This window comes from Thauera sp. SDU_THAU2, from assembly GCF_038260575.1.
In the GTDB taxonomy this organism is placed as follows: domain Bacteria; phylum Pseudomonadota; class Gammaproteobacteria; order Burkholderiales; family Rhodocyclaceae; genus Thauera.
Genome location: NZ_JBBWUN010000003.1, coordinates 2,465,323 through 2,485,287 on the forward strand (window position 1 = coordinate 2,465,323; position 19,965 = coordinate 2,485,287).

The window sequence follows — 19,965 nt, forward strand, 5'->3', positions numbered from 1 at the left end:
ACGCCGGAGGTCGTGCTGGATCTCGTGGGCCAGCCATACCCCGGAAATCGAGGACTACTTGCTGGCCTTCGACGTCGATGTGGGCGTGGTCATCGAACCCGGCGCCCACGTCGCCCTGATGAGCGCGCCGCTGGCCAGCGGCGAAATGCTGTTGGCCGTTCCGCGCGCCTGGGAAGCGGCCATGGCCAGCCTGTTCTCCGGCGACGGCCCCGTGCCCTGGACGCGCTGGCACGCACAATGGGGGGAACGGGCCTACATCGGGCTGTCCGAGGCCACCGCGCTCGGCGAGCGCCTGACCGCCACGCTGGGCGCCCACGGCTGGCCGCTGCGCCATTCGCTGAGCGTGCAGACCTATGCGCTGGCCGGCACGCTGGTGGAGCACGGTCTCGGTTACGCTTTCGTCGACCTGTTCACCGCCGCCGGCCTGAATCCACGCCAGGTTCTGCTGCTGCGCCTGGAGAACAGCATCCCGTTCCAGCTCAGCATGCTGCGCCACGTCGCCACACCGCGCTCGGTGCTGCTGGCGCGCCTGGAGAAATCGCTGCTGCTGGCCATCGACGAGCGGCGCAGGCTGCTCTGGCAGCATGTGTCGCCCTGGCGGCTGCAGATGGATGGATGAGCACGCGTACGTTCGGCGCTCGTCCGCTGCGCGCAGGTATCAAGCCGGGATCAAGCGCTCGATAACGGCGCGGCCTTGTGCCGCAACCATATCCTCAGCAGCCGCCAATGCGCGGGCGCCATGTTGGTCCGCAGCAGCATCAGCCGGCGTCGGCGTTTTGCCGGCGGTGCGCTGGCTTCAGCCGATGGGCCCACAAGCGGCAGCCATACGGCCCAGCCGAAATCGACCGCACCAAGCGCAAGACGGTAGTCGCGAACCGTGGCGCCGTCACCGCTGGCGTACCGCACGCTCAATCCGCCATCTCCCCCGAGAACGAGCATCAGCCCTCGTTTGGCCCGCTCCTGGGCAAGCGCATGAAACAGCGACAACGGCAGCGCAAGACCGAGCGCGACCCCCGGCAGTTGCAACCGCGACCACGGCTCGCCGGACGGCATCAACCCCGGCACATGAAAAAGCGCCAATCCCGCCACGACATGCGCGGCCAGGATTGACGCCATCACGGCCCTCGAAGGGCCAAGCGGAACGCTCAGCGGAAAGTGCATGGCTTCACCATGCGCCTTCCAGCTCAGACCTTGCGGAACACCAGGGTGCCGTTGGTGCCGCCGAAGCCGAAGTTGTTCTTCAGCGCGACATCGATCTTCATCGGGCGGGCGACGTTCGCGCAGTAGTCGAGATCGCACTCCGGATCCTGCTCGAAGATGTTGATCGTCGGCGGCGAAATCTGGTTGTGCACCGCGAGCACCGTGAACACCGACTCCAGGCCGCCGGCGCCGCCCAGCAGGTGGCCGGTCATCGACTTGGTCGAATTGACCACCAGCTTCTTCGCCGCATCGACACCGAAGGCGAGCTTGATCGCGTCGGTCTCGTTCTTGTCGCCCAGCGGCGTCGAAGTGCCGTGCGCATTCAGGTAATGGACCTGATCGGGCGTCACGCCGGCGTTCTTCATCGCGTTGACCATGCTGCGGCGCGGGCCGTCGGTGTCCGGCGCGGTCATGTGGTAGGCGTCGCCGCTCATGCCGAAGCCGGCGAGTTCGGCGTAGATCTTCGCGCCGCGGCGCACCGCATGCTCATATTCCTCGAGCACCATCACACCGGCACCCTCGCCCAGCACGAAGCCGTCGCGATCCTTGTCCCACGGGCGGCTGGCCGTCGCCGGATCGTCGTTGCGGGTCGACAAGGCCTTGGCCGAGGCAAAGCCGCCGATGGCGAGATTGGTGACCGTCGATTCGGCACCGCCGCAGACCATCACGTCGGCGTCGCCGTACTCGATCATGCGCGCGCTCATGCCGATCGCGTGGAGGCCGGTGGTGCAGGCGGTGACCACCGCCAGGTTGGGCCCCTTCATGCCGTACATGATCGACAGGTTGCCCGAGATCATGTTGATGATGGTGCCCGGAATGAAGAAAGGCGAAATCTTGCGCGGCCCACCGCCGAGGAAATCGTCGTGCGTATCCTCGATCATCGGCAGGCCGCCGATACCGGAGCCGATGTTGACGCCGATACGATCGGCGTTGCTTTCATCGACCACGATGCCGGAGTCGCGAATGGCCTGTATGCCCGCGGCCATGCCGTAGTGGATGAACACGTCCATGCGGCGCGCTTCCTTGGCCGACAGGTATTCGGTGACGTCGAAATTCTTGACCTCGCCCGCGATCCTGGCCGAAAACGCACTCGCGTCGAAACGGGTGATCGGTCCGATGCCACTCTTGCCGGCAAGCAGGTTTTCCCAGGCTTCGGGAACAGTATTGCCGACTGGCGAAATGGCACCCAGACCGGTGACGACGACTCTACGACGCGACACGGGCAACTCCGTTGAAATCGGTGAAATGAAGACATGCGTATCCGGACGCCGCAGCGGCGGCATCCGGACCGCGTTCGCTCAAGAGAAGCGAATTACTTCTTGAGGTGGGCGTTGACGTAGTCGATCGCCTGCTGGACGGTGGTGATCTTCTCGGCCTCTTCGTCCGGGATCTCGCACTCGAATTCTTCTTCGAGGGCCATGACCAGCTCCACGGTGTCCAGCGAATCCGCGCCCAGATCATCGACGAACGAAGATTCGGTCTTGATCTCCGATTCGTTCACGCCAAGTTGCTCAGCGACGATCTTCTTGACGCGCTGTTCGATGTTCTCCATGAACTAACTCCTTCCCTGAGGGTAACGGGTGTATTGAAAAAGCCGGCGTATTCTACCAAAACCCGGCCGAACCGCTATCCTGACCGATGATCAGGACATGTACATGCCGCCGTTGACGTGCAGGGTGGTCCCGGTCACGTAGGCGGCGGCAGGCGAAGCGAGGAAAGAAACTGCTCCGGCAATTTCCTCCGGACGGCCCAGACGGCCGAGCGCGATGTTGCCCAGCAGCGCGTCGCGCGCGGCTTCCGGCAGCGCACGCGTCATGTCGGTGTCGATGAAGCCGGGCGCCACGCAATTGACGGTGATGTTGCGGCTTCCCAGCTCGCGCGCCAGCGCGCGCGTCATGCCGGCCACGCCGGCCTTGGCCGCGGCGTAATTTGCCTGGCCGGGATTGCCGGCACTCGCAACCACCGAGGTGATGTTGATGATGCGGCCCGTGCGGGCCTTCATCATGCCGCGCATGACCAGCTTGCTCATGCGGAAGACCGCGCGCAGGTTGGTGTCGAGCACCGCATCCCACTCGTCGTCCTTCATCCGCATCGCCAGGTTGTCGCGGGTGATGCCGGCATTGTTGACCAGGATCGAAATCGCGCCGAAGCGCTTCTCGACATCGCCGACCAGCGCCTCACAGGAGGCCGCGTCGGTCACGTTCAGCGCCAGCCCGGCGCCCTCGATGCCCGCATCGGCCAGCGCCTTGTCGATGTCGGCGGCGCCCGCTTCGGAAGTGGCGGTACCGACGACGGTCGCGCCGAGACGGCCCAGCTCCAGTGCCACGGCGCGGCCGATGCCGCGCGACGCGCCGGTCACCAGCGCAACCTGTCCTTCAAGCGAGAAACTCATATTCACCTCACCGCCGCAATCGACTGTTCGAGGCTCGCCGCATCGTGCGCCGAACCGCCTTCCACATCCTTGGCAATGCGCTTGGTCATGCCGGCCAGCACCTTGCCCGGCCCGCATTCGATGACGTGGCTCATGCCGCGCGCAGCCATCGCCTGCACCAGCTCGATCCAGCGCACCGGCGAATAGGCCTGGCGCACCAGGGCGTCGCGGATCTTCTCGGGATCGTCATAGACGGCGACATCGACGTTGTTGATGACGTCGATTTCCGGCCGGCTGATGGCGACGTCCGCCAGGCGTTCGGCCAGGCGCTCGGCCGCCGGGCGCATCAAGGCGCAGTGGAAAGGCGCGGACACCGGCAGCAGCACGGCGCGCTTGGCACCCCTGGCCTTGGCGATCTCGCCGGCGCGCTCGACCGCGGCCTTCGCACCGGCGATGACGATCTGGCCCGGTGCATTCAGGTTGGCGGCCTCGACCACCTGCCCCTGCGCGGCTTCGGCACAGGCCTCGCGCACGGCATCGGCATCCAGGCCCATCACCGCGGCCATCGCGCCTTCGCCGGCAGGCACCGCTTCCTGCATCGCCTGGGCGCGAAAGCGCACCAGCGGCACGGCATCCTTGAAGGCCATCGCCCCGGCAGCGACCAATGCGGAGTATTCACCGAGGCTGTGCCCGGCCACCAGCGCCGGCCTGGGGCCGCCCGCGGCCAGCCAGGCGCGCCAGGCGGCGACGCCCGCCGTCAGCATCAGCGGCTGGGTGTTGACCGTCAGCGCCAGGCGCTCGGCCGGACCGTCGCACACCATGGCCCACAGATCCTCGCCCAGCGCATCGGACGCTTCGGCAAAGGTTTCACGAATCACTGCGGCTTCGCCGTAGGCGGCCATCATGCCGACCGATTGCGAACCCTGCCCGGGAAAAACCAGCGCAAATGCCATGCCTGCTCTCCGGTTGTCAGAAGTTGGAATGAGGAATCAGAAGTCGATCAGGGCCGCGCCCCAGGTGAAGCCGCCGCCGACGCCTTCGACGACGATGCGATGCCCCGGACGGATCTGGCCGTTGCGCACGGCCTCGTCCAGCGCCAGCGGAATCGACGCCGCCGAAGTGTTGCCGTGGTGGTCCAGCGTGGTGACGACCTTGTCCATCGACAGGCCCAGGCGCTTGGCCGTGGCCTGGATGATGCGGATGTTGGCCTGGTGCGGGATCAGCCAATCGACGCTGTCGGCAGTGGCGCCCGCGGCGTCGAGCACTTCGTGGGCCACTTCACCCAGCACCTTGACCGCGAACTTGAACACCGCCTGGCCGTCCATGCGCAGGAAGGGGTCGCCGATGACCTGGCCCGAGGCGACGCCGCCCGGCACGCACAGGATCGGATGGTGGCTGCCGTCGGCGTGCAGCGCCGACGCGCGGATGCCCGGCTGCGCCGAGGCTTCGAGCACCACCGCGCCGGCGCCGTCGCCGAACAGCACGCAGGTGGCGCGGTCGGACCAGTCGAGGATGCGCGAGAACACTTCGGCGCCGACCACCAGCGCACGTTTGTGGCTGCCGGAACAGATGAACTTCTCCGCCACCGACAGCGCATAGACGAAGCCGCTGCATACCGCCTGCACGTCGAACGCCGGCCCGCCGTTGCGGATGCCGAGCTTGGACTGCAGCAGCGTGGCCGTGCTCGGGAAGATGTAGTCCGGCGTCGAGGTGGCGACGATGATCAGGTCGATGTCCTCGGCCTCGCAGCCCGCCGCGTCGATCGCGCGCTCGGCGGCGATCCGCGCCAGATCGCTGGCACCGACGTCGGCAGCGGCCAGATGGCGGCTGCGGATGCCCGAGCGCGAGACGATCCACTCGTCCGACGTATCGATACCGCGTGCGACCAGATCGTCGTTGCTGACCGGCTCACCGGGCAGATAGCTGCCCGTGCCCGCGATCCTTGCGTAGATCATGCCTTCACCTCGTTCATGCTCGCCATCCGTTCGGAAATCCGCTCGATGAGCCGGTTCGACGCTGCCTCGGCCGCACGCGCGAGCGCAGTGCTGAAAGCGAGCACGTCGGCCGATCCATGGCTCTTGAGCACCACTCCGCGCAAGCCCAGCAGCGGCGCACCATTGTAAAGGCGATGATCGACCCGCTGCTTGAAACGCTTGAGCACCGGCAGCGCCACGGCAGCCATCAGCTTGGTCAGCAGCGAGCGGCTGAACTCCTGCTTGAGCATCGCCCCCAGCATCTGCGCCAGCCCTTCCGAGGTCTTGAGCGCGACGTTGCCGACGAAGCCGTCGCACACGACGACGTCCACCGTGCCTTCGTAGATGTCGTCGCCTTCGACGTTGCCGTAGAAGTTGAGTCCGCTGGCACGCAGCAGGTCGGCCGCCTCCTTGACGACGTCGTTGCCCTTGATCGCCTCCTCGCCGATGTTGAGCAGGCCGACGCTCGGACGCTCCTTGTGCTCGATGGCCGCAACCAGCGACGAGCCCATGACGCCGAACTGCAGCAGGTGCTCGGCCGAACAGTCAACGTTGGCGCCGAGGTCGAGCACATAGGTATGGCCCTTCATCGACGGCAGCACGGTGGCGATCGCCGGCCGGTCGATGCCGGGCAGCGTCTTCAGCACGAAGCGCGAGATCGCCATCAGCGCGCCGGTGTTGCCGGCCGATACGGCGGCGCTCGCCTCGCCGGCCTTGACCAGGTCCATCACCACGCGCATCGAGGAGTCCTTCTTGGTGCGCATGGCGATCGCCGGCGGGTCGTCCATGGTGACGACCTCGGACGCAGGGCGCAGCTTCAGACGGGCGCCGAATTCAGATTGGGCCGTACCGAGCAGAGGCTGGATCGCCTCTTCCCGGCCGACCAGGATTACGTTTGCATCGGCATGGCTGCGCAGGAAGGACAGCGCGGCAGGCACGGTCACGGCCGGGCCGTGATCGCCACCCATGCAGTCGATCGCAATGGTGACACCCATCGGCATCTCGCGTGACTCAGGCGGAAAATATAAAGAATGCGCGGAAAAAAAGCGGCGCAGGCGCAAAGCGCCATACGCCGCCTTCGCGTACCGGGAGCAGGATTACTCGCCCTTGGCCTTCATGACCTTCTTGCCACGGTAGACGCCGCTCGGGCTGACGTGGTGGCGCAGGTGGACTTCACCGGTGGTCGGCTCGACGGCCAGCGCCGGCGCGGTCAGGAAATCGTGGGAACGGTGCATGCCACGCTTGGAGGGGGACTTCTTGTTCTGTTGGACGGCCATGGAAATACTCCTGATACAAATTGATGCGCCTAGTCTGCGCGATGACTGCCTCGCAGCGACGCCAGCGCAGCGAAAGGCGATTCTTCGTTGGCCCCGTTGACTCCCCGGGGCGCCTCACATTGTTCGTGTCGCGGTGCGATCGGCAAGGCCAGCAGGATCTCTTCCTCGACCAGCGCCAGCACGTCGAGATCTTCCTCGACCTCGATCGCATCGACTTCGTCGTCTTCGAGCTCCTCGTCGGGGATGGGCTGTCCCGCCCTCACCGGCTGCAGCACGGTCTCGACCGCCAAGGGCCAGTCGAAACCCGCCAGGCAGCGCTGGCAACGCAGATCCAGCCGCCCTTCGAGCACCAGCCTGAGCCGGGGTTCCTGCCGGCCGGACGAGCTGCCTTCGGCAAGCGCCCGTTCAGCCAGCGAGCCCTCGATCTTCCAGCCCACCACGCCCGCATCGCTGGCCAGCACATCAGCCAGACGCGACAATTCCGCCACCTCGACCTCGCCCGACAGGGTCCGTGCCTCGGCGGCGAAACGGAAGGGATCGGCAATCCTGCCGAGCGACGCGCCTCGTTGCGACATAGCCGTGCATGATATTATTTTTTCAGGCTTTGTGTCAAAGCCATTGAAGGGAAGACGCCCCGCGCGTGCCTCTCCCCGGCCTGGAACGGGGCGCTTCGAAACCGAGCCCCCTAGCCGGGCGCCCCTGTGCCGGGCGCCCCTCCCCGCAAGGGGAACCACACCCGGGACGATCACTCGATCGGCCCGCCATCCCCGCCCACCTGCCGAACCACGCAATGAAGCTGATCCTCGCCTCCACCTCCGCCTACCGGCGGATGCTGCTCGAACGCCTGCTCATCCCGTTCGAGACCGCACACCCCGACACCGACGAAACCCCGCTGCCGGGCGAAGCCCCCGACGCCACTGCCGAACGCCTGGCCGCCGACAAGGCGCGCGCCGTGGCACCGGCCTGGCCGGACGCGCTGATCATCGGCGGCGACCAGGTCGCCCACATCGGCGGCCAGGTATTCGGCAAACCGGGCAGCGAGGAGCGCGCCATCGCCCAACTGCGGCAGATGAGCGGCCAAACCGTGACTTTCCACACCGCGCTTGCGCTGCTCAATACCCGCAGCGGCCGCCTGCAGATCGAAGGCGTGCCGACGCAGGTGCGCTTCCGCAGCCTGAGCGAAGACGAGATCCGCCGCTACGTCGCCACCGAACGCCCGCTCGACTGCGCCGGCAGCGCCAAGGTCGAGGGCCTCGGCATCACCCTGCTCGAAGCCCTGTCCGGCGACGACCCCACGGCGCTGATCGGCCTGCCGCTGATCGCGCTGTCGCGCATGCTGCGCGCCGAAGGTCTCGCCCTGCCATGAGCGCCGCCCACTCCCCCGCCGGCGAACGCGGCACACTGTTCCTCGTTCCCGTTTCCCTTGGCGAGACACCCTGGCCCGGCTTCCTGCCTGCCCAGGCGCAGGCGATCGCCGCCGGCCTGGAACACTTCGTCGTCGAAAACGCCCGCGCCGCGCGCGCCCACCTGAAGCGGCTCGACTACCCCCACCCGCTGCGCGACACGGACATCCGCGAACTGCCGTCCGATCCGTCAAGCGCCCAGGACGCCGCTTTCAACGCCCTGCTCGCTCCAGCGCTGGAAGGCCGCAACCTGGGCCTGATGTCGGACGCCGGCTGCCCCGCCGTCGCCGACCCCGGCGCCCGCCTGGTGGCGCGCGCCCACGCGCTGGACATCCGCGTCGCCCCGCTGGTCGGGCCATCCTCCATCCTGCTCGGCCTGATGGGCTCGGGCCTGAATGGCCAGAGCTTTGCCTTCCACGGCTACCTGCCGGTCGACGAAGCCGGCCGCGACGCCGCGCTGCGCACGCTGGAAGACGAATCGCGCAAGCTCGGCCGCACCCAGATCTTCATCGAGACGCCCTATCGCAACGAACGCATGTTCGACGCGCTGCTGAAGACGCTGAAGCCGGACACCCGCGTCTGCGTCGCCCGCGAACTCAACACTGCCGAGGAGGCCATCCATACGCGCAGCGTGCGCGAATGGAAAAGGGCCGCCCGCCCGGTGCTGGCAAAACGGCCCTGCCTGTTCCTGCTGCTGGCTTAGGCTGGCGCCCATACTGCCGTTGCAGGAACGGCCGCGAATGCAGCCGTGGAAGCAGCAGCGAGGCCCTGTTCGCGGCTAGGCGCCCCGGCTGAAGCCGCTACGGGAAGAGGCTTCCCGGCACCGTGAAGGCAACAAACTTAGGCGCGCTCCAGCAACCAGCGCGCCATGTCGCCCGGCGTGCGCACGCAGGCCAGCGGCTGCTCGGCCTCCAGCGCCGCCAGCGGATGCGCACCGAAACCCACCGCCAGCCCGGCCACGCCGGCGTTGCGCGCCATCTGCATGTCGTGGGTGGTGTCGCCCACCATCAGCGTGCGCGCCGGATCGGCACCGAGTTCGTCCATCAGTTGCTCCAGCATCGCCGGATGCGGCTTCGAAAAGCACTCGTCGGCACAGCGCGTGGCGAGGAAATGCGCGCCCAGCCCGGTATGCGCCAGCGCCCGGTCCAGGCCGACACGGCTCTTGCCGGTCGCCACCCCCAGCATGCGGCCACGTCCGGCCAGTTCGGCGATCAGTTGCGGCACGCCGTCGAACAGGCGCAGCTCGTGGTCCATGGCGAGGAAATGATGGCGATAGCGCTCGATGATGCGCGGATAGTCGGGCTCGCGCAGCGCCGGCACCGCATGGCGCAAGGCTTCGCCCAGCCCCAGCCCGATCACGTAGCGCGCCTGCTCGTCGCTCGGCTCGGGCAGACCAAGATCACGGCAGGAAGCCTGGATGGCCTGGGCGATGGCCGCTGCCGAATCGAGCAGCGTACCGTCCCAGTCGAACACGATCAGATCGAAGCCTTCAACCATTCGCTCAGCCACTCGTCTTCTCCGCAACGCCCAGGGCGTCGATGAAGGATTGCAGTTCCGGCGGCAGCGCCGCCTCGAAGGACAACATCTCGCCGCTCAGCGGATGCTGGAACGAGAGCCGCGCCGCATGCAGGAACATGCGCTTCAGCCCTTCGCCTTCCAGCCGCTTGTTGAGGGCGAAGTCGCCATACTTGTCGTCGCCGCACAGCGGAAAACCGAGATGCGTCAGATGCACCCGGATCTGGTGGGTGCGGCCGGTCTTCAGTTCCACTTCGAGCAGGCTGTAGTCGCGCCAGCGCTTCACCAGCCGCACGATGCTGTGCGAAGGTTTGCCCTCGTCGCTGACGCGCACGCGGCGCTCGCCTTCGGCGGTCAGATACTTCAGCAGCGGCGCCTTCACATGCTGCAAGGGGTTGTTCCAGCGTCCCGCCACCAGGGTCAGGTAGCGCTTCTCGATGCGCCCTTCGCGCAGCATGTCGTGCAGCACGGTCAGCGCGGAGCGCTTCTTCGCCACGATCAGCAGACCCGAAGTCTCGCGGTCGAGCCGGTGCGCCAGCTCCAGCATGCGCACTTCCGGCCGCTGCACCCGCAGCTGCTCGATGACGCCGTAGCTGACGCCGCTGCCGCCATGCACGGCCTTGCCCGCCGGCTTGTCGATGACGATCAGCGCATCGTCCTCGTACACCACCGGCAGCGGCCTGCCCGCCGGCGCGGGCGTGCTGCGCACGGGCTCGGCGACGCGGATCGGCGGAATGCGCACTTCGTCGCCTTCGGCCAGGCGGTAGGTCTGCTGCACCCGCCGGCCATTCACCCTCACCTCGCCGCTGCGCAGGATGCGATAGATGTGGCTCTTGGGCACACCCTTGGCGATGCGCTGCAGGTAATTGTCGATGCGCTGCCCGGCCGAAACCTCGTCGATGCGCTCGTGTCTTACCGCAATGCTTTTGCCTTCGATAGTCGTCATGAAATATACTTTCGGGCGGTCGACCCGGTCGCTGCCAGCCAAGTGCATCAGTCGAGGCTCCGTACGTCGAAACGACGGGCCTCAAGACGACGGCAAACTGCTGGCGATGAGCCCTGAAGAGCGCTCCCGGCGTCGCCGCTGCGTGCCATCCAATGCCAAAAAAGGCGCCGATGGTAACGCAATCGCCAACTTCGATACACCCGTCCAGCCCCTGGGTTGGATTTTGACGCGTTACTCGCACTTGCAGGATCAAATGTTCCGGCCCGGCGGCCCCAAGACCGGCCCGCTGGCGGGAACAAGAGAATATCGACCAGCCGACCCATCACAGCCCGACTAACCCACCGGATGCAAACAGAAGCCCTACCCAATCGCTCCTGAACCCGGAAAGCGCGATGGTGCGCGCCGTTCGTCCTGCCCGTGCTCCTGACGCGGGAGAACGATCCAAATGAAGCGCATGCTTTTCAATGCGACGCAGGCCGAAGAACTACGCGTCGCGATCGTGGATGGTCAGAAACTGATCGACCTCGATATCGAATCGGCCTCGAAGGAAGAACGCAAGAGCAACATCTACAAGGCGGTCATCACCCGCATCGAGCCCAGCCTCGAAGCGGCCTTCGTCGACTATGGCGCCGAGCGCCACGGTTTCCTGCCGTTCAAGGAAATTTCCCGTTCCTACTTCCAGCCCGGCGTGGACGCCGGCAAGGCCTCCATCAAGGAAGCGCTGAAGGAAGGCCAGGAGCTGATCGTCCAGGTCGAGAAGGACGAGCGCGGCAACAAGGGCGCGGCGCTCACCACCTACATCTCGCTGGCCGGCCGCTACCTGGTGCTGATGCCGAACAACCCGCGCGGCGGCGGCGTATCGCGCCGCGTCGAAGGCGACGAGCGCGCCGAGCTGCGCGAAGCGATGGACCAGCTCGACGTGCCGCAGGGCATGAGCCTGATCGCCCGCACCGCCGCCATCGGCCGCAGCGCCGAAGAGCTGTCCTGGGATCTGAGCTACCTGCTGCAACTGTGGCGCGCGATCGAAGGCGCGGCGCAGGGTCAGAGCGGCGCCTTCCTGATCTACCAGGAAGGCAGCCTGGTCATCCGTGCGATCCGCGACTACTTCCAGCCCGACATCGGCGAGATCCTGATCGACACCGACGACGTCTATGAACAGGCCTGCCAGTTCATGGGCCACGTCATGCCGGCCAACGTCGCCCGCGTGAAGCGCTACAGCGACGACGTGCCATTGTTCTCGCGCTTCCAGATCGAGCACCAGATCGAATCGGCCTACTCGCGCCAGGTCGGCCTGCCCTCGGGCGGCGCCGTGGTCATCGACCACACCGAGGCGCTGGTGTCGATCGACGTCAACTCCGGCCGCGCCACCAAGGGCTCGGACATCGAGGAAACCGCCTTCCGCACCAACTGCGAAGCGGCCGACGAGATCGCCCGCCAGCTCCGCCTGCGCGACCTCGGCGGCCTGATCGTGATCGACTTCATCGACATGGAGTCGGCCAAGAACCAGCGCGAAGTGGAAAACCGCCTGCGCGACGCGCTGCGCCACGACCGCGCCCGCGTGCAGACCGGCAAGATCAGCCGCTTCGGCCTGCTCGAACTGTCGCGCCAGCGCCTGCGCCCGGCCCTGGCCGAGACCAGCTACATCACCTGCCCGCGCTGCAACGGCACCGGCCACATCCGCAGCACCGAATCGTCGGCGCTGCACATCGTCCGCATCCTCGAAGAAGAAGCGATGAAGGAGAACACCGGCGCGGTGCACCTGCAGGTGCCGGTCGATGTCGCCACCTTCCTGCTCAACGAGAAGCGCGTCGACATCGCCCGCATCGAGATGCGCCACAAGGTGCAGCTCATCATCGTGCCCAACCGCCACCTCGAAACGCCGGCGCACGAGATCATCCGCCTGCGCCACGACCAGCTCAACGCCGAGGACATCGCGCTGGCAAGCTACCAGATGGTGCAGAAGCCCGCCGAGGACGTCGCCCGCCTGCCGAGCACGAACAACGAGCGCCCGGCCCGCCAGGAAGCCGCGGTCAAGGGCATCGCCCCGGCCCAGCCCGCGCCGGTCGCCGCCAGTGCGGCACAGGCGCCTGCCGAAGTGCCCGCCGCACCGGCGCCGAAGGGCCTGCTGACGCGCATCATGAGCTGGTTCACCGGCAGCAAGCCGCAGGCCGCCCCCGCCCCCGAGCCGGTCGCCGAAGCGGCACCGAAGCGCGAATCCCGCACACGCGGCGAACGCAATGGCGAAGGGCGCCGCAACGGCGGCAACCGCAGCCGCCGTGGCGAACGCGATGGCGATGCGCAAAGCAGCCGTGGCGTGCGCAGCGAACGCCAGGAGCGCACCGAGGCCACCGACAAGCCGCAGCGCGCCGACAAGGCCGAACGCAGCAGCGAGCGCACCGAAGGCCGCGGCCGTGGCCGCAACCGTGGCGAGCGCAGCAACGACCGCGCAGCCGAAACCCTGGCAGCCGCCGGCGTGCCGGCCACCGGCAGCCCGGCGCCCGGGACGCCGGCCGCCGAAAGCAACGACGAACTGCTGAAGTCTGCCGCCGCATTGACCGCCGTTGCCGCCGCCACCGCGGCTGAAGCCGCCCGGCCGACGCCGCCAGCGGCGAAGAAGGCGCCTCCGGCGAGAAGCGCCGCCGCCGCGGCCGCGGTCGCGGCCGCCGCTCGGGCGAAGCCCTGGCGGATGCCACAGCGCAGAACGACGCGGAACAGAACGCAGCGGCCGACGAGGCTGTGGCAGCAGAAGGTGCCAGCACGGTTCCCACCGCCCCGGCCGAGGAAAGCCCTGCCGTGGAAGCCGCACCCGCCGCTGCCGAAACCGTTGTCGAAGTAAGCGCACAGCCGACGCCTGCCGAGCCGGCCGCAGCCGAGGCACAGCAAGCCCCGGTGGAGCAGGTCGAACCTGCGGCAACTGAAGAAAAGCCGGCCGAAGCGCCCGCCGTGACCGAAGTGGCTGCCGTCGAGCCGATCGCAGTCCCGGTTGCAGAAGCCGCGCAGACTGTCGAAGACGAATCCGCTCCACTGCCCGAGGCCGCCGCCCCGGAAATCGAGGCAGCCCCCACTGCAGCGATCGATACCGCGGCGGCCGATGCCGCGGCGGCCGATGCCGCAGCAATCGAAACGGCGACAGCCGACACCCCGGTGACGGAAACCGAAGCGGAAGCACCGGCTCCGGCGACCAATCTCGCCAACGAGGCCGCACTGCCTGCAGCAAGCGAAGCAGCCGCAGACGAAGCACGGGAAGAGCAGCCTGCTACCGAAGAGGCCGTCGCCCAACCGGCTATCGAGGAAAACGCAGCGGCTGCAGTCGAAGCACCGGCCGCAGCCGATACTGCGCCCTCGCTGATCGAGCGTGCTGCCATCGCCGCCCGGACGACCAATGGCGAGGCGACGGCTGACGAAACCACCGCTCCCGTGGCGCCGAGCGCGCCGATTTCGGTTCCGGGCGAAAGCGGCCTGGTCATGATCGAAACCGATCCGACCAAGCGTGCCACATTCGGCACCGGTGAGCCGGAACAACCGGTCCGCCTCGGCCGCAAGCCGCGCCCGGCTCCCGTCATCGTCGAGGAAGCGCTGCAGCAGGTCGAGACGCGCAACTGAGCGCCCGTTCGATCCGGGCATGCGAAAAGGCCACTCCCTTGCGGGAGTGGCCTTTTTCTCATTCAGGCGCCGACATGGTCCACGCCCGGCTCAAGCCTGGGTCGTCACGCTCTCCAGCAGGCCGCGCACCCCGCTCTCGCACAGATCCAGCACGACGTCGAAGCCCTTCGGCCCGCCGTAATACGGATCAGGCACTTCGTCGAGATCGCTGTCCCGCGCATAGTCCATGAACAGGCCCAGGCGCGGCTGGTAAACCTCCGGGCACATGCGCTGCATGTATTCCAGGTGTCCGCGATCCATCGCCAGCACGAGATCGAAACGCTGGAAGTCGGATACGTGCAGCTTGCGCGCACGCAGATCCGACAGGTCGTAGCCGCGCTGCTGCGCCGCCTTGCGCGCACGCGGGTCGGGCGCCTCGCCCACATGCGAGCCATGCGTGGCCGCCGAATCGACTTCGATCAGGCTCTCGAGCGCGCCGGTCTGGATGTAATGCCGCGCGATGCCTTCGGCGGTCGGCGATCGGCAGATGTTGCCGGAACAAACGAACAGGATTCTCACCATTTCTCCTCCCCTCCTCGTCACACACTGCCGTGCTGATCCGCGCCGAACGCGCGCTGGCGAAGCTTGAACAGCTCGTCGCGCGCCGCGGCAGCCTTCTCGAACTCCAGGTTGCGGGCATGTTCCTGCATCTCCTTCTCCAGGCGCTTGATCGCCCGCGACAGCGCCTTTTCGTCCATCACCGCATAGTCGGCTTCCTTCTCGGCCACGCGCGCGGTGTCGCGCTTGGCACCGTCCGAATCATAAACCCCGTCGATGATGTCCTTGATCCGCTTCGTCACCGACTTCGGCACGATGCCGTGGGCCTCGTTGAAGGTGATCTGCTTCTGGCGGCGGCGCTCCGTCTCGCCGATCGCCGCCTTCATCGAGTCGGTCATGCGGTCGGCGTAGAGGATGGCGGTACCGTGCAGGTGGCGCGCGGCGCGGCCGATGGTCTGGATCAGCGAGCGCTCGGAGCGCAGGAAGCCTTCCTTGTCGGCATCGAGGATCGCCACCAGCGACACTTCGGGAATGTCCAGGCCCTCGCGCAGCAGGTTGATGCCCACCAGCACGTCGAATTCGCCCAGGCGCAGGTCGCGGATGATCTCGACCCGCTCCACGGTGTCGATGTCCGAGTGCAGGTAGCGCACCCGGATGCCGTTGTCGGCGAGGTAGTCGGTCAGGTCCTCGGCCATGCGCTTGGTCAGCACGGTGACCAGCACGCGCTCATTCACCGCGAGCCGCTTCTTGATCTCGCTCAGCAGGTCGTCGACCTGGGTCAGCGCCGGCCGCACCTCGACCAGCGGGTCGATCAGGCCGGTCGGACGCACCACCTGCTCGACCACCTGGCCCTGGTGCTCCTCCTCGTACTTCGCCGGCGTGGCCGAGACGAAGATCGTCTGCGGCATCAGGCGCTCGAACTCGTCGAACTTCAGCGGCCGGTTGTCCAGCGCCGAGGGCAGGCGGAAGCCGTAGCCGACCAGGTTCTCCTTGCGCGAGCGGTCGCCCTTGTACATGCCGCCGACCTGGCCGATGGCGACGTGCGACTCGTCGACGAACAGCAGCGCGTCGGCCGGCAGGTAGTCGATCAGCGTTGGCGGCGGCTCGCCCTGGCCGCGGCCGGAAAGATGGCGCGAGTAGTTCTCGATGCCCTTGCAGAAACCCATCTCGTTGAGCATCTCGAGGTCGAAGCGGGTGCGCTGCTCGAGGCGCTGCGCCTCCACCAGCTTGCCTTCGCGCTGGAAGAAGGCGACGCGCTCGCGCAGCTCTTCCTTGATCGCCTCGACCGCCTTCAGCACCGTGGCGCGCGGCGTCACGTAGTGACTGGACGGATACACGGTGAAGCGCGCCAGCTTGTGGCGCAGATGGCCGGTGAGCGGGTCGAACAGGGTCAGGTGCTCGATCTCGTCGTCGAACATCTCGATCCGCACCGCGAGTTCCGCGTTTTCCGCCGGGAACACGTCGATGACGTCGCCGCGCACGCGGAAGGTGCCGCGGCGGAAGTCGATGTCGGCGCGGGTGTATTGCATCGCCACCAGGCGCTGGATCAGGTCGCGGTGCGCCATGCGCTCGCCTTCGCGCAGGTGCAGGATCATCGCGTGGTAATCGACCGGGTCGCCGATGCCGTAGATGCACGACACCGTGGCGACGATGACCACGTCGCGCCGCTCCATCAGGCTCTTGGTCGCCGACAGCCGCATCTGCTCGATGTGCTCGTTGACCGAGGAGTCCTTCTCGATGAAGAGGTCGCGCGAAGGCACGTAGGCTTCGGGCTGGTAGTAGTCGTAGTAGCTGACGAAATACTCCACCGCGTTCTCGGGCAGGAACTCCTTGAACTCGGCGTACAACTGCGCCGCCAGCGTCTTGTTCGGCGCCAGCACCAGCGCCGGCCGCCCCATGCGGGCGATGACGTTGGCCATCGTGTAGGTTTTGCCCGAGCCGGTCACCCCCAGCAGGGTCTGGTACATCAACCCGTCCTCGACCCCTTCGCACAGCAGGCGGATCGCCTCGGGCTGGTCGCCGGCGGGCGGAAACGGCTGGTGCAGGCGGAAAGGGCTGCCTTCGTAGCTCACCACGCTCGGCTCGTTCGCCGGGCTGCCGGACGCGGTGCTTCCCGCGCTATTGCCTTGACTCGTCATGCTAATATTTCGCCTTGCGTGTGCGGTGCACCAAGGACGGTGCGCCGGACGAAAACGCCGATTATTTCCCAAATCGCGCAACAAGGCACGGCCAACGCCATTCCTGTTACGCGGCCTCGCCACCGTACAACCCCTGGAGTCTTCATGTCTGCTTCGATCTTCGCCGCCGTCGAGATGGCGCCCCGTGACCCGATCCTTGGCCTGAACGAGGCCTTCGCCGCCGACACCCGCGCCGAGAAGGTCAACCTCGGCGTCGGCGTGTACTACGACGACAACGGCAAGATTCCGCTGCTGGCCGCCGTCCGCGCCGCCGAGAAGGCCCGCCTCGAAGCCCAGCCGCCGCGCGGCTACCAGCCGATCGAAGGCCCCGCCGCCTACAACGGCGCGGTGCAGAACCTGCTGTTCGGCAAGGGCTCCGAGCTGGCCACCAGCGGCCGGGTCGTCACCGTCGAAGCGCTCGGCGGCACCGGCGCGCTGAAGGTCGGCGCCGACTACCTGAAGCGCCTGCTGCCCGGCGCCACCGTCCACATCTCCGACCCGAGCTGGGAAAACCACCGCGCGCTGTTCGAGTCGTCCGGCTTCCCGGTGCAGACCTATGCCTACTACGACGCGACCAGCCGCGGCGTGAACTTCGCCGGCATGAAGGCCAGCCTCGAAGCCGCTCCCGCCGGCTCGATCATCGTGCTGCACGCCTGCTGCCACAACCCCACCGGCGCCGACCTATCCGACGCCCAATGGGACGAAGTCGTCGCCGTGTGCCGCAGCCGCGGCCTGGTGCCCTTCCTCGACATGGCCTACCAGGGTTTCGCCGACGGCATCGACGCCGACGCCGTCGCCGTGCGCGCCTTCTCGGCCAGCGGCCTGCAGTTCTTCGTCTCCAGCTCGTTCTCGAAGAGCTTCTCGCTGTACGGCGAGCGCGTCGGCGCGCTGTCGATCGTCACCGCCAGCAAGGAAGAAGCCGGCCGCGTGCTGTCGCAGGTCAAGCGCGTGATCCGCACCAACTACTCCAACCCGCCGATCCACGGCGGCGCCATCGTCGCCGCGGTGCTCAACTCGCCCGAGCTGCGCCAGCAGTGGGAAGACGAACTGGCCGGCATGCGCGACCGCATCCGCGCCATGCGCACCAGCCTGGTCGAGCAACTGAAGGCCGAAGGCGTGGCGCAGGACTTCTCCTTCGTCATCAAGCAGCGCGGCATGTTCTCCTACACCGGCCTCAGCGCCGACCAGGTCGAGAAGCTGAAGTCCGACTTCGGCATCTACGCCGTGTCGACCGGCCGCATCTGCCTGGCCGCGCTGAACTCGAAGAACATCGGCTACGTCGCCAAGGCCATCGCCCAGGTCGTCAAGGGCTGAGCAACGATCGGGATGGAGCGGTGAAAGCATAAAAATCACCGCTCCACCTTGACGCTACAAGGCGCCATTCCTATAATGCGCGCCTCTGTTCCCCGATAGCTCAGTCGGTAGAGCGCCGGACTGTTAATCCGTAGGTCCCTGGTTCGAGCCCAGGTCGGGGAGCCAAAGTTTCAGAACCTGCCGTTTTCCAAGGAAACGACAGGCAGCAGCAAAGACCGAGTTTCAGCACACGTTTCAATTCCCCGATAGCTCAGTCGGTAGAGCGCCGGACTGTTAATCCGTAGGTCCCTGGTTCGAGCCCAGGTCGGGGAGCCAAATTCAAGGCCAGTCATCCAGCACACTTCGGTGTCGAGGATACTGGCCTTTTTCATTTGGTGCTTGTTGAATGCCCCTCTTCGCTCCGTGAGTAGCATATGGATTACATTCATCCACATGCGGGATCGGTCTAGCTGCAGAGCGGCATCCAGCGTTAGCAGGTTGATGCATAACCTAGTGAACGATCCTGCGAGTTGATAGTCATAAATCCGTTCCTCAATCCCTTGTCCTGACAGCGATGCGCGGCCCACTCGATCCCCAGTCCTCGATGTTCCATTATTTCTCGCCGGAATCGCGCGTACCGGCCGATCATCCCCTGCGAAGGGTGAAGCAATTGGCCGATCGGGCGCTGAGTGCCATTTCGGCGGACCTGGATGCGCTGTACTCGAGTACCGGCCGCCCGTCGATTCCGCCTGAGCGCCTGCTCAAGGGGCAATTGCTGATCGCGCTGTACTCGATCCGGTCTGACCGGCAGTTCTGCGAACAACTGAACTACAACATCCTCTTTCGCTGGTTCCTCGACATGGACCTGGAGAGCGCAGGCCTGGACCAGTCGAATTTCAGCCGCCTGCGCGAACGCCTGGTGGCGACTGATATCGCCCGCCGCTTCTTTGACGAGGTGGTGAGCCTGGCGCGCCGGCAACATTTGCTGTCCTCGGATCACTTCACTGTCGACGGCACGCTCATCGAAGCCTGGGCCTCGTTCAAGAGTTTCAAGCGCAAGGACGGCGAGCCGCCGAAAGACGGTGGTGATGGCACGGGGATGGTCAATTTCAAAGGTGAGAAGCGTTCGAACGCCACACACCAGAGCAGCACTGATCCTGACGCACGGCTCATGCGAAAGGGTAACGGCCAGCCTGCCAGGCTCAGCTACGGCGGGCATGTGCTCATGGAGAACCGTCATGGCCTGTGTGTCGACATCCTGATCACGGAATCGACGCAGGCCGAGCACCGTGCTGCACGCACGATGCTCACCCGCGCCCGCCGACGGCGTATCCACCCCAAGAGTCTGGCGGCCGACAAGGGTTACCACATCAAGGATTTCGTGGCGCACCTGCGCGCGCATCGTATCCGGCCGCACATTGCTCGAATCGACCATCGCTGCACGCCTGGACTCGATGGGCGCACGACGCGAACCGAGGGCTATCGGATCAGCCAACGCAAGCGAAAGCGGGTGGAGGAAATCTTCGGCTGGCTCAAGACGGTCGGTGGGTTGCGCAAGACGCGATTCATCGGGCAGGCGAAGACGCAAATGGCGGCCTTCATTTCTGGCGCAGCCTACAACTTGTTGAGAATCGCGAAATTGGGAAATGCGGGAGGAACGGCGTGAGTCG

Annotated in this window: 18 protein-coding genes, 2 tRNA genes and 1 pseudogene; 8 read left to right on the top strand and 13 right to left on the bottom strand. The window is 66.5% G+C overall.

The genetic code is table 11. The features are described 5' to 3' along the window. Positions 1 to 46: 46 nt before the first annotated feature. Positions 47 to 619, top strand: coding sequence for a LysR substrate-binding domain-containing protein (locus AAFL97_RS12965; protein ID WP_341647161.1), 573 nt, complete (start codon positions 47 to 49; stop codon positions 617 to 619). Between the two features lie 50 nt (positions 620 to 669). Here the strand turns inward: AAFL97_RS12965 and AAFL97_RS12970 are convergent, their stop codons facing one another. From AAFL97_RS12970 to AAFL97_RS13010, 9 genes are all read right to left on the bottom strand, one after another. Then, positions 670 to 1,161 carry a protein YgfX gene (locus AAFL97_RS12970; RefSeq protein ID WP_341645271.1) on the bottom strand — a complete coding sequence of 164 codons (492 nt, stop codon included), beginning with the start codon at positions 1,159 to 1,161 and terminating at the stop codon, positions 670 to 672. Between the two features lie 23 nt (positions 1,162 to 1,184). Continuing rightward, entirely contained in the window at positions 1,185 to 2,420 is a 1,236-nt protein-coding gene (fabF, locus tag AAFL97_RS12975; RefSeq protein ID WP_341645272.1) for a beta-ketoacyl-ACP synthase II, read from the bottom strand. A 92-nt stretch (positions 2,421 to 2,512) separates the two neighbouring features. Then, entirely contained in the window at positions 2,513 to 2,752 is a 240-nt protein-coding gene (acpP, locus tag AAFL97_RS12980) for an acyl carrier protein (protein ID WP_002930040.1), read from the bottom strand. A gap of 90 nt (positions 2,753 to 2,842) precedes the next feature. After that, the gene (fabG, locus tag AAFL97_RS12985; RefSeq protein ID WP_341645273.1) at positions 2,843 to 3,592 is read right to left on the bottom strand and encodes a 3-oxoacyl-ACP reductase FabG; all 750 of its coding nucleotides are present in this window, start codon (positions 3,590 to 3,592) and stop codon (positions 2,843 to 2,845) included. 2 nt (positions 3,593 to 3,594) lie between these two features. Next, a complete protein-coding gene (fabD, locus tag AAFL97_RS12990; RefSeq protein ID WP_341645274.1) occupies positions 3,595 to 4,524 on the bottom strand; it encodes an ACP S-malonyltransferase in 930 nt (309 codons plus the stop codon). 36 nt (positions 4,525 to 4,560) lie between these two features. Continuing rightward, positions 4,561 to 5,526, bottom strand: a complete 966-nt coding sequence (locus AAFL97_RS12995) for a beta-ketoacyl-ACP synthase III (RefSeq protein ID WP_341645275.1) — start codon at positions 5,524 to 5,526, stop codon at positions 4,561 to 4,563. Next, positions 5,523 to 6,539 (bottom strand): phosphate acyltransferase PlsX, encoded by a 1,017-nt coding sequence (plsX, locus tag AAFL97_RS13000; RefSeq protein WP_341645276.1) that lies wholly within the window; start codon positions 6,537 to 6,539, stop codon positions 5,523 to 5,525. The genes AAFL97_RS12995 and plsX overlap by 4 nt, the downstream gene beginning before the upstream one ends. A 102-nt stretch (positions 6,540 to 6,641) precedes the next feature. After that, positions 6,642 to 6,821 carry a 50S ribosomal protein L32 gene (gene rpmF / locus AAFL97_RS13005; RefSeq protein WP_068634644.1) on the bottom strand — a complete coding sequence of 60 codons (180 nt, stop codon included), beginning with the start codon at positions 6,819 to 6,821 and terminating at the stop codon, positions 6,642 to 6,644. A gap of 29 nt (positions 6,822 to 6,850) precedes the next feature. Continuing rightward, positions 6,851 to 7,396: a YceD family protein gene (locus AAFL97_RS13010; protein ID WP_341645277.1), complete on the bottom strand. Its 546-nt coding sequence runs from the start codon at positions 7,394 to 7,396 to the stop codon at positions 6,851 to 6,853. Between the two features lie 215 nt (positions 7,397 to 7,611). Here AAFL97_RS13010 and AAFL97_RS13015 point away from each other — a divergent pair, with 215 nt between their 5' ends. Continuing rightward, a complete protein-coding gene (locus tag AAFL97_RS13015; RefSeq protein ID WP_341645278.1) occupies positions 7,612 to 8,187 on the top strand; it encodes a Maf family protein in 576 nt (191 codons plus the stop codon). Then, on the top strand, positions 8,184 to 8,927 hold the full coding sequence (locus AAFL97_RS13020) for an SAM-dependent methyltransferase (protein WP_341645279.1): 744 nt from the start codon (positions 8,184 to 8,186) through the stop codon (positions 8,925 to 8,927). Before AAFL97_RS13015 ends, AAFL97_RS13020 begins: the two co-directional genes overlap by 4 nt. 137 nt (positions 8,928 to 9,064) lie before the next feature. Here the strand turns inward: AAFL97_RS13020 and AAFL97_RS13025 are convergent, their stop codons facing one another. Continuing rightward, on the bottom strand, positions 9,065 to 9,721 hold the full coding sequence (locus tag AAFL97_RS13025) for an HAD-IA family hydrolase (protein WP_341647162.1): 657 nt from the start codon (positions 9,719 to 9,721) through the stop codon (positions 9,065 to 9,067). A 4-nt stretch (positions 9,722 to 9,725) separates the two neighbouring features. Then, complete coding sequence (locus tag AAFL97_RS13030; protein WP_341645280.1) at positions 9,726 to 10,685, bottom strand: RluA family pseudouridine synthase; 960 nt, start codon at positions 10,683 to 10,685, stop codon at positions 9,726 to 9,728. A gap of 445 nt (positions 10,686 to 11,130) precedes the next feature. Here AAFL97_RS13030 and AAFL97_RS13035 point away from each other — a divergent pair. After that, positions 11,131 to 14,288, top strand: a pseudogene (locus tag AAFL97_RS13035) (Rne/Rng family ribonuclease). 90 nt (positions 14,289 to 14,378) lie between these two features. On the opposite strand, the gene AAFL97_RS13040 reads toward AAFL97_RS13035, so the two are convergent. Together AAFL97_RS13040 and uvrB are read right to left on the bottom strand one after the other, a co-directional pair. Then, a complete protein-coding gene (locus tag AAFL97_RS13040) occupies positions 14,379 to 14,849 on the bottom strand; it encodes a low molecular weight protein-tyrosine-phosphatase (RefSeq protein WP_263459992.1) in 471 nt (156 codons plus the stop codon). A 17-nt stretch (positions 14,850 to 14,866) separates the two neighbouring features. Further along, positions 14,867 to 16,963 (bottom strand): excinuclease ABC subunit UvrB, encoded by a 2,097-nt coding sequence (gene uvrB, locus AAFL97_RS13045; RefSeq protein ID WP_341645281.1) that lies wholly within the window; start codon positions 16,961 to 16,963, stop codon positions 14,867 to 14,869. 144 nt (positions 16,964 to 17,107) lie between these two features. Here uvrB and AAFL97_RS13050 point away from each other — a divergent pair, with 144 nt between their 5' ends. The 4 genes from AAFL97_RS13050 to AAFL97_RS13065 all read left to right on the top strand — a co-directional run bounded on the left by AAFL97_RS13050 (position 17,108) and on the right by AAFL97_RS13065 (position 19,961). Then, complete coding sequence (locus AAFL97_RS13050; protein ID WP_341645282.1) at positions 17,108 to 18,316, top strand: amino acid aminotransferase; 1,209 nt, start codon at positions 17,108 to 17,110, stop codon at positions 18,314 to 18,316. A gap of 89 nt (positions 18,317 to 18,405) precedes the next feature. Further along, positions 18,406 to 18,481 (top strand) — tRNA-Asn (locus AAFL97_RS13055). A 74-nt stretch (positions 18,482 to 18,555) separates the two neighbouring features. Further along, positions 18,556 to 18,631 (top strand) — tRNA-Asn (locus AAFL97_RS13060). Positions 18,632 to 18,869: 238 nt separating this feature from the next. Then, complete coding sequence (locus AAFL97_RS13065; RefSeq protein WP_341643699.1) at positions 18,870 to 19,961, top strand: IS5 family transposase; 1,092 nt, start codon at positions 18,870 to 18,872, stop codon at positions 19,959 to 19,961. The last annotated feature ends 4 nt before the right edge of the window (positions 19,962 to 19,965 follow it).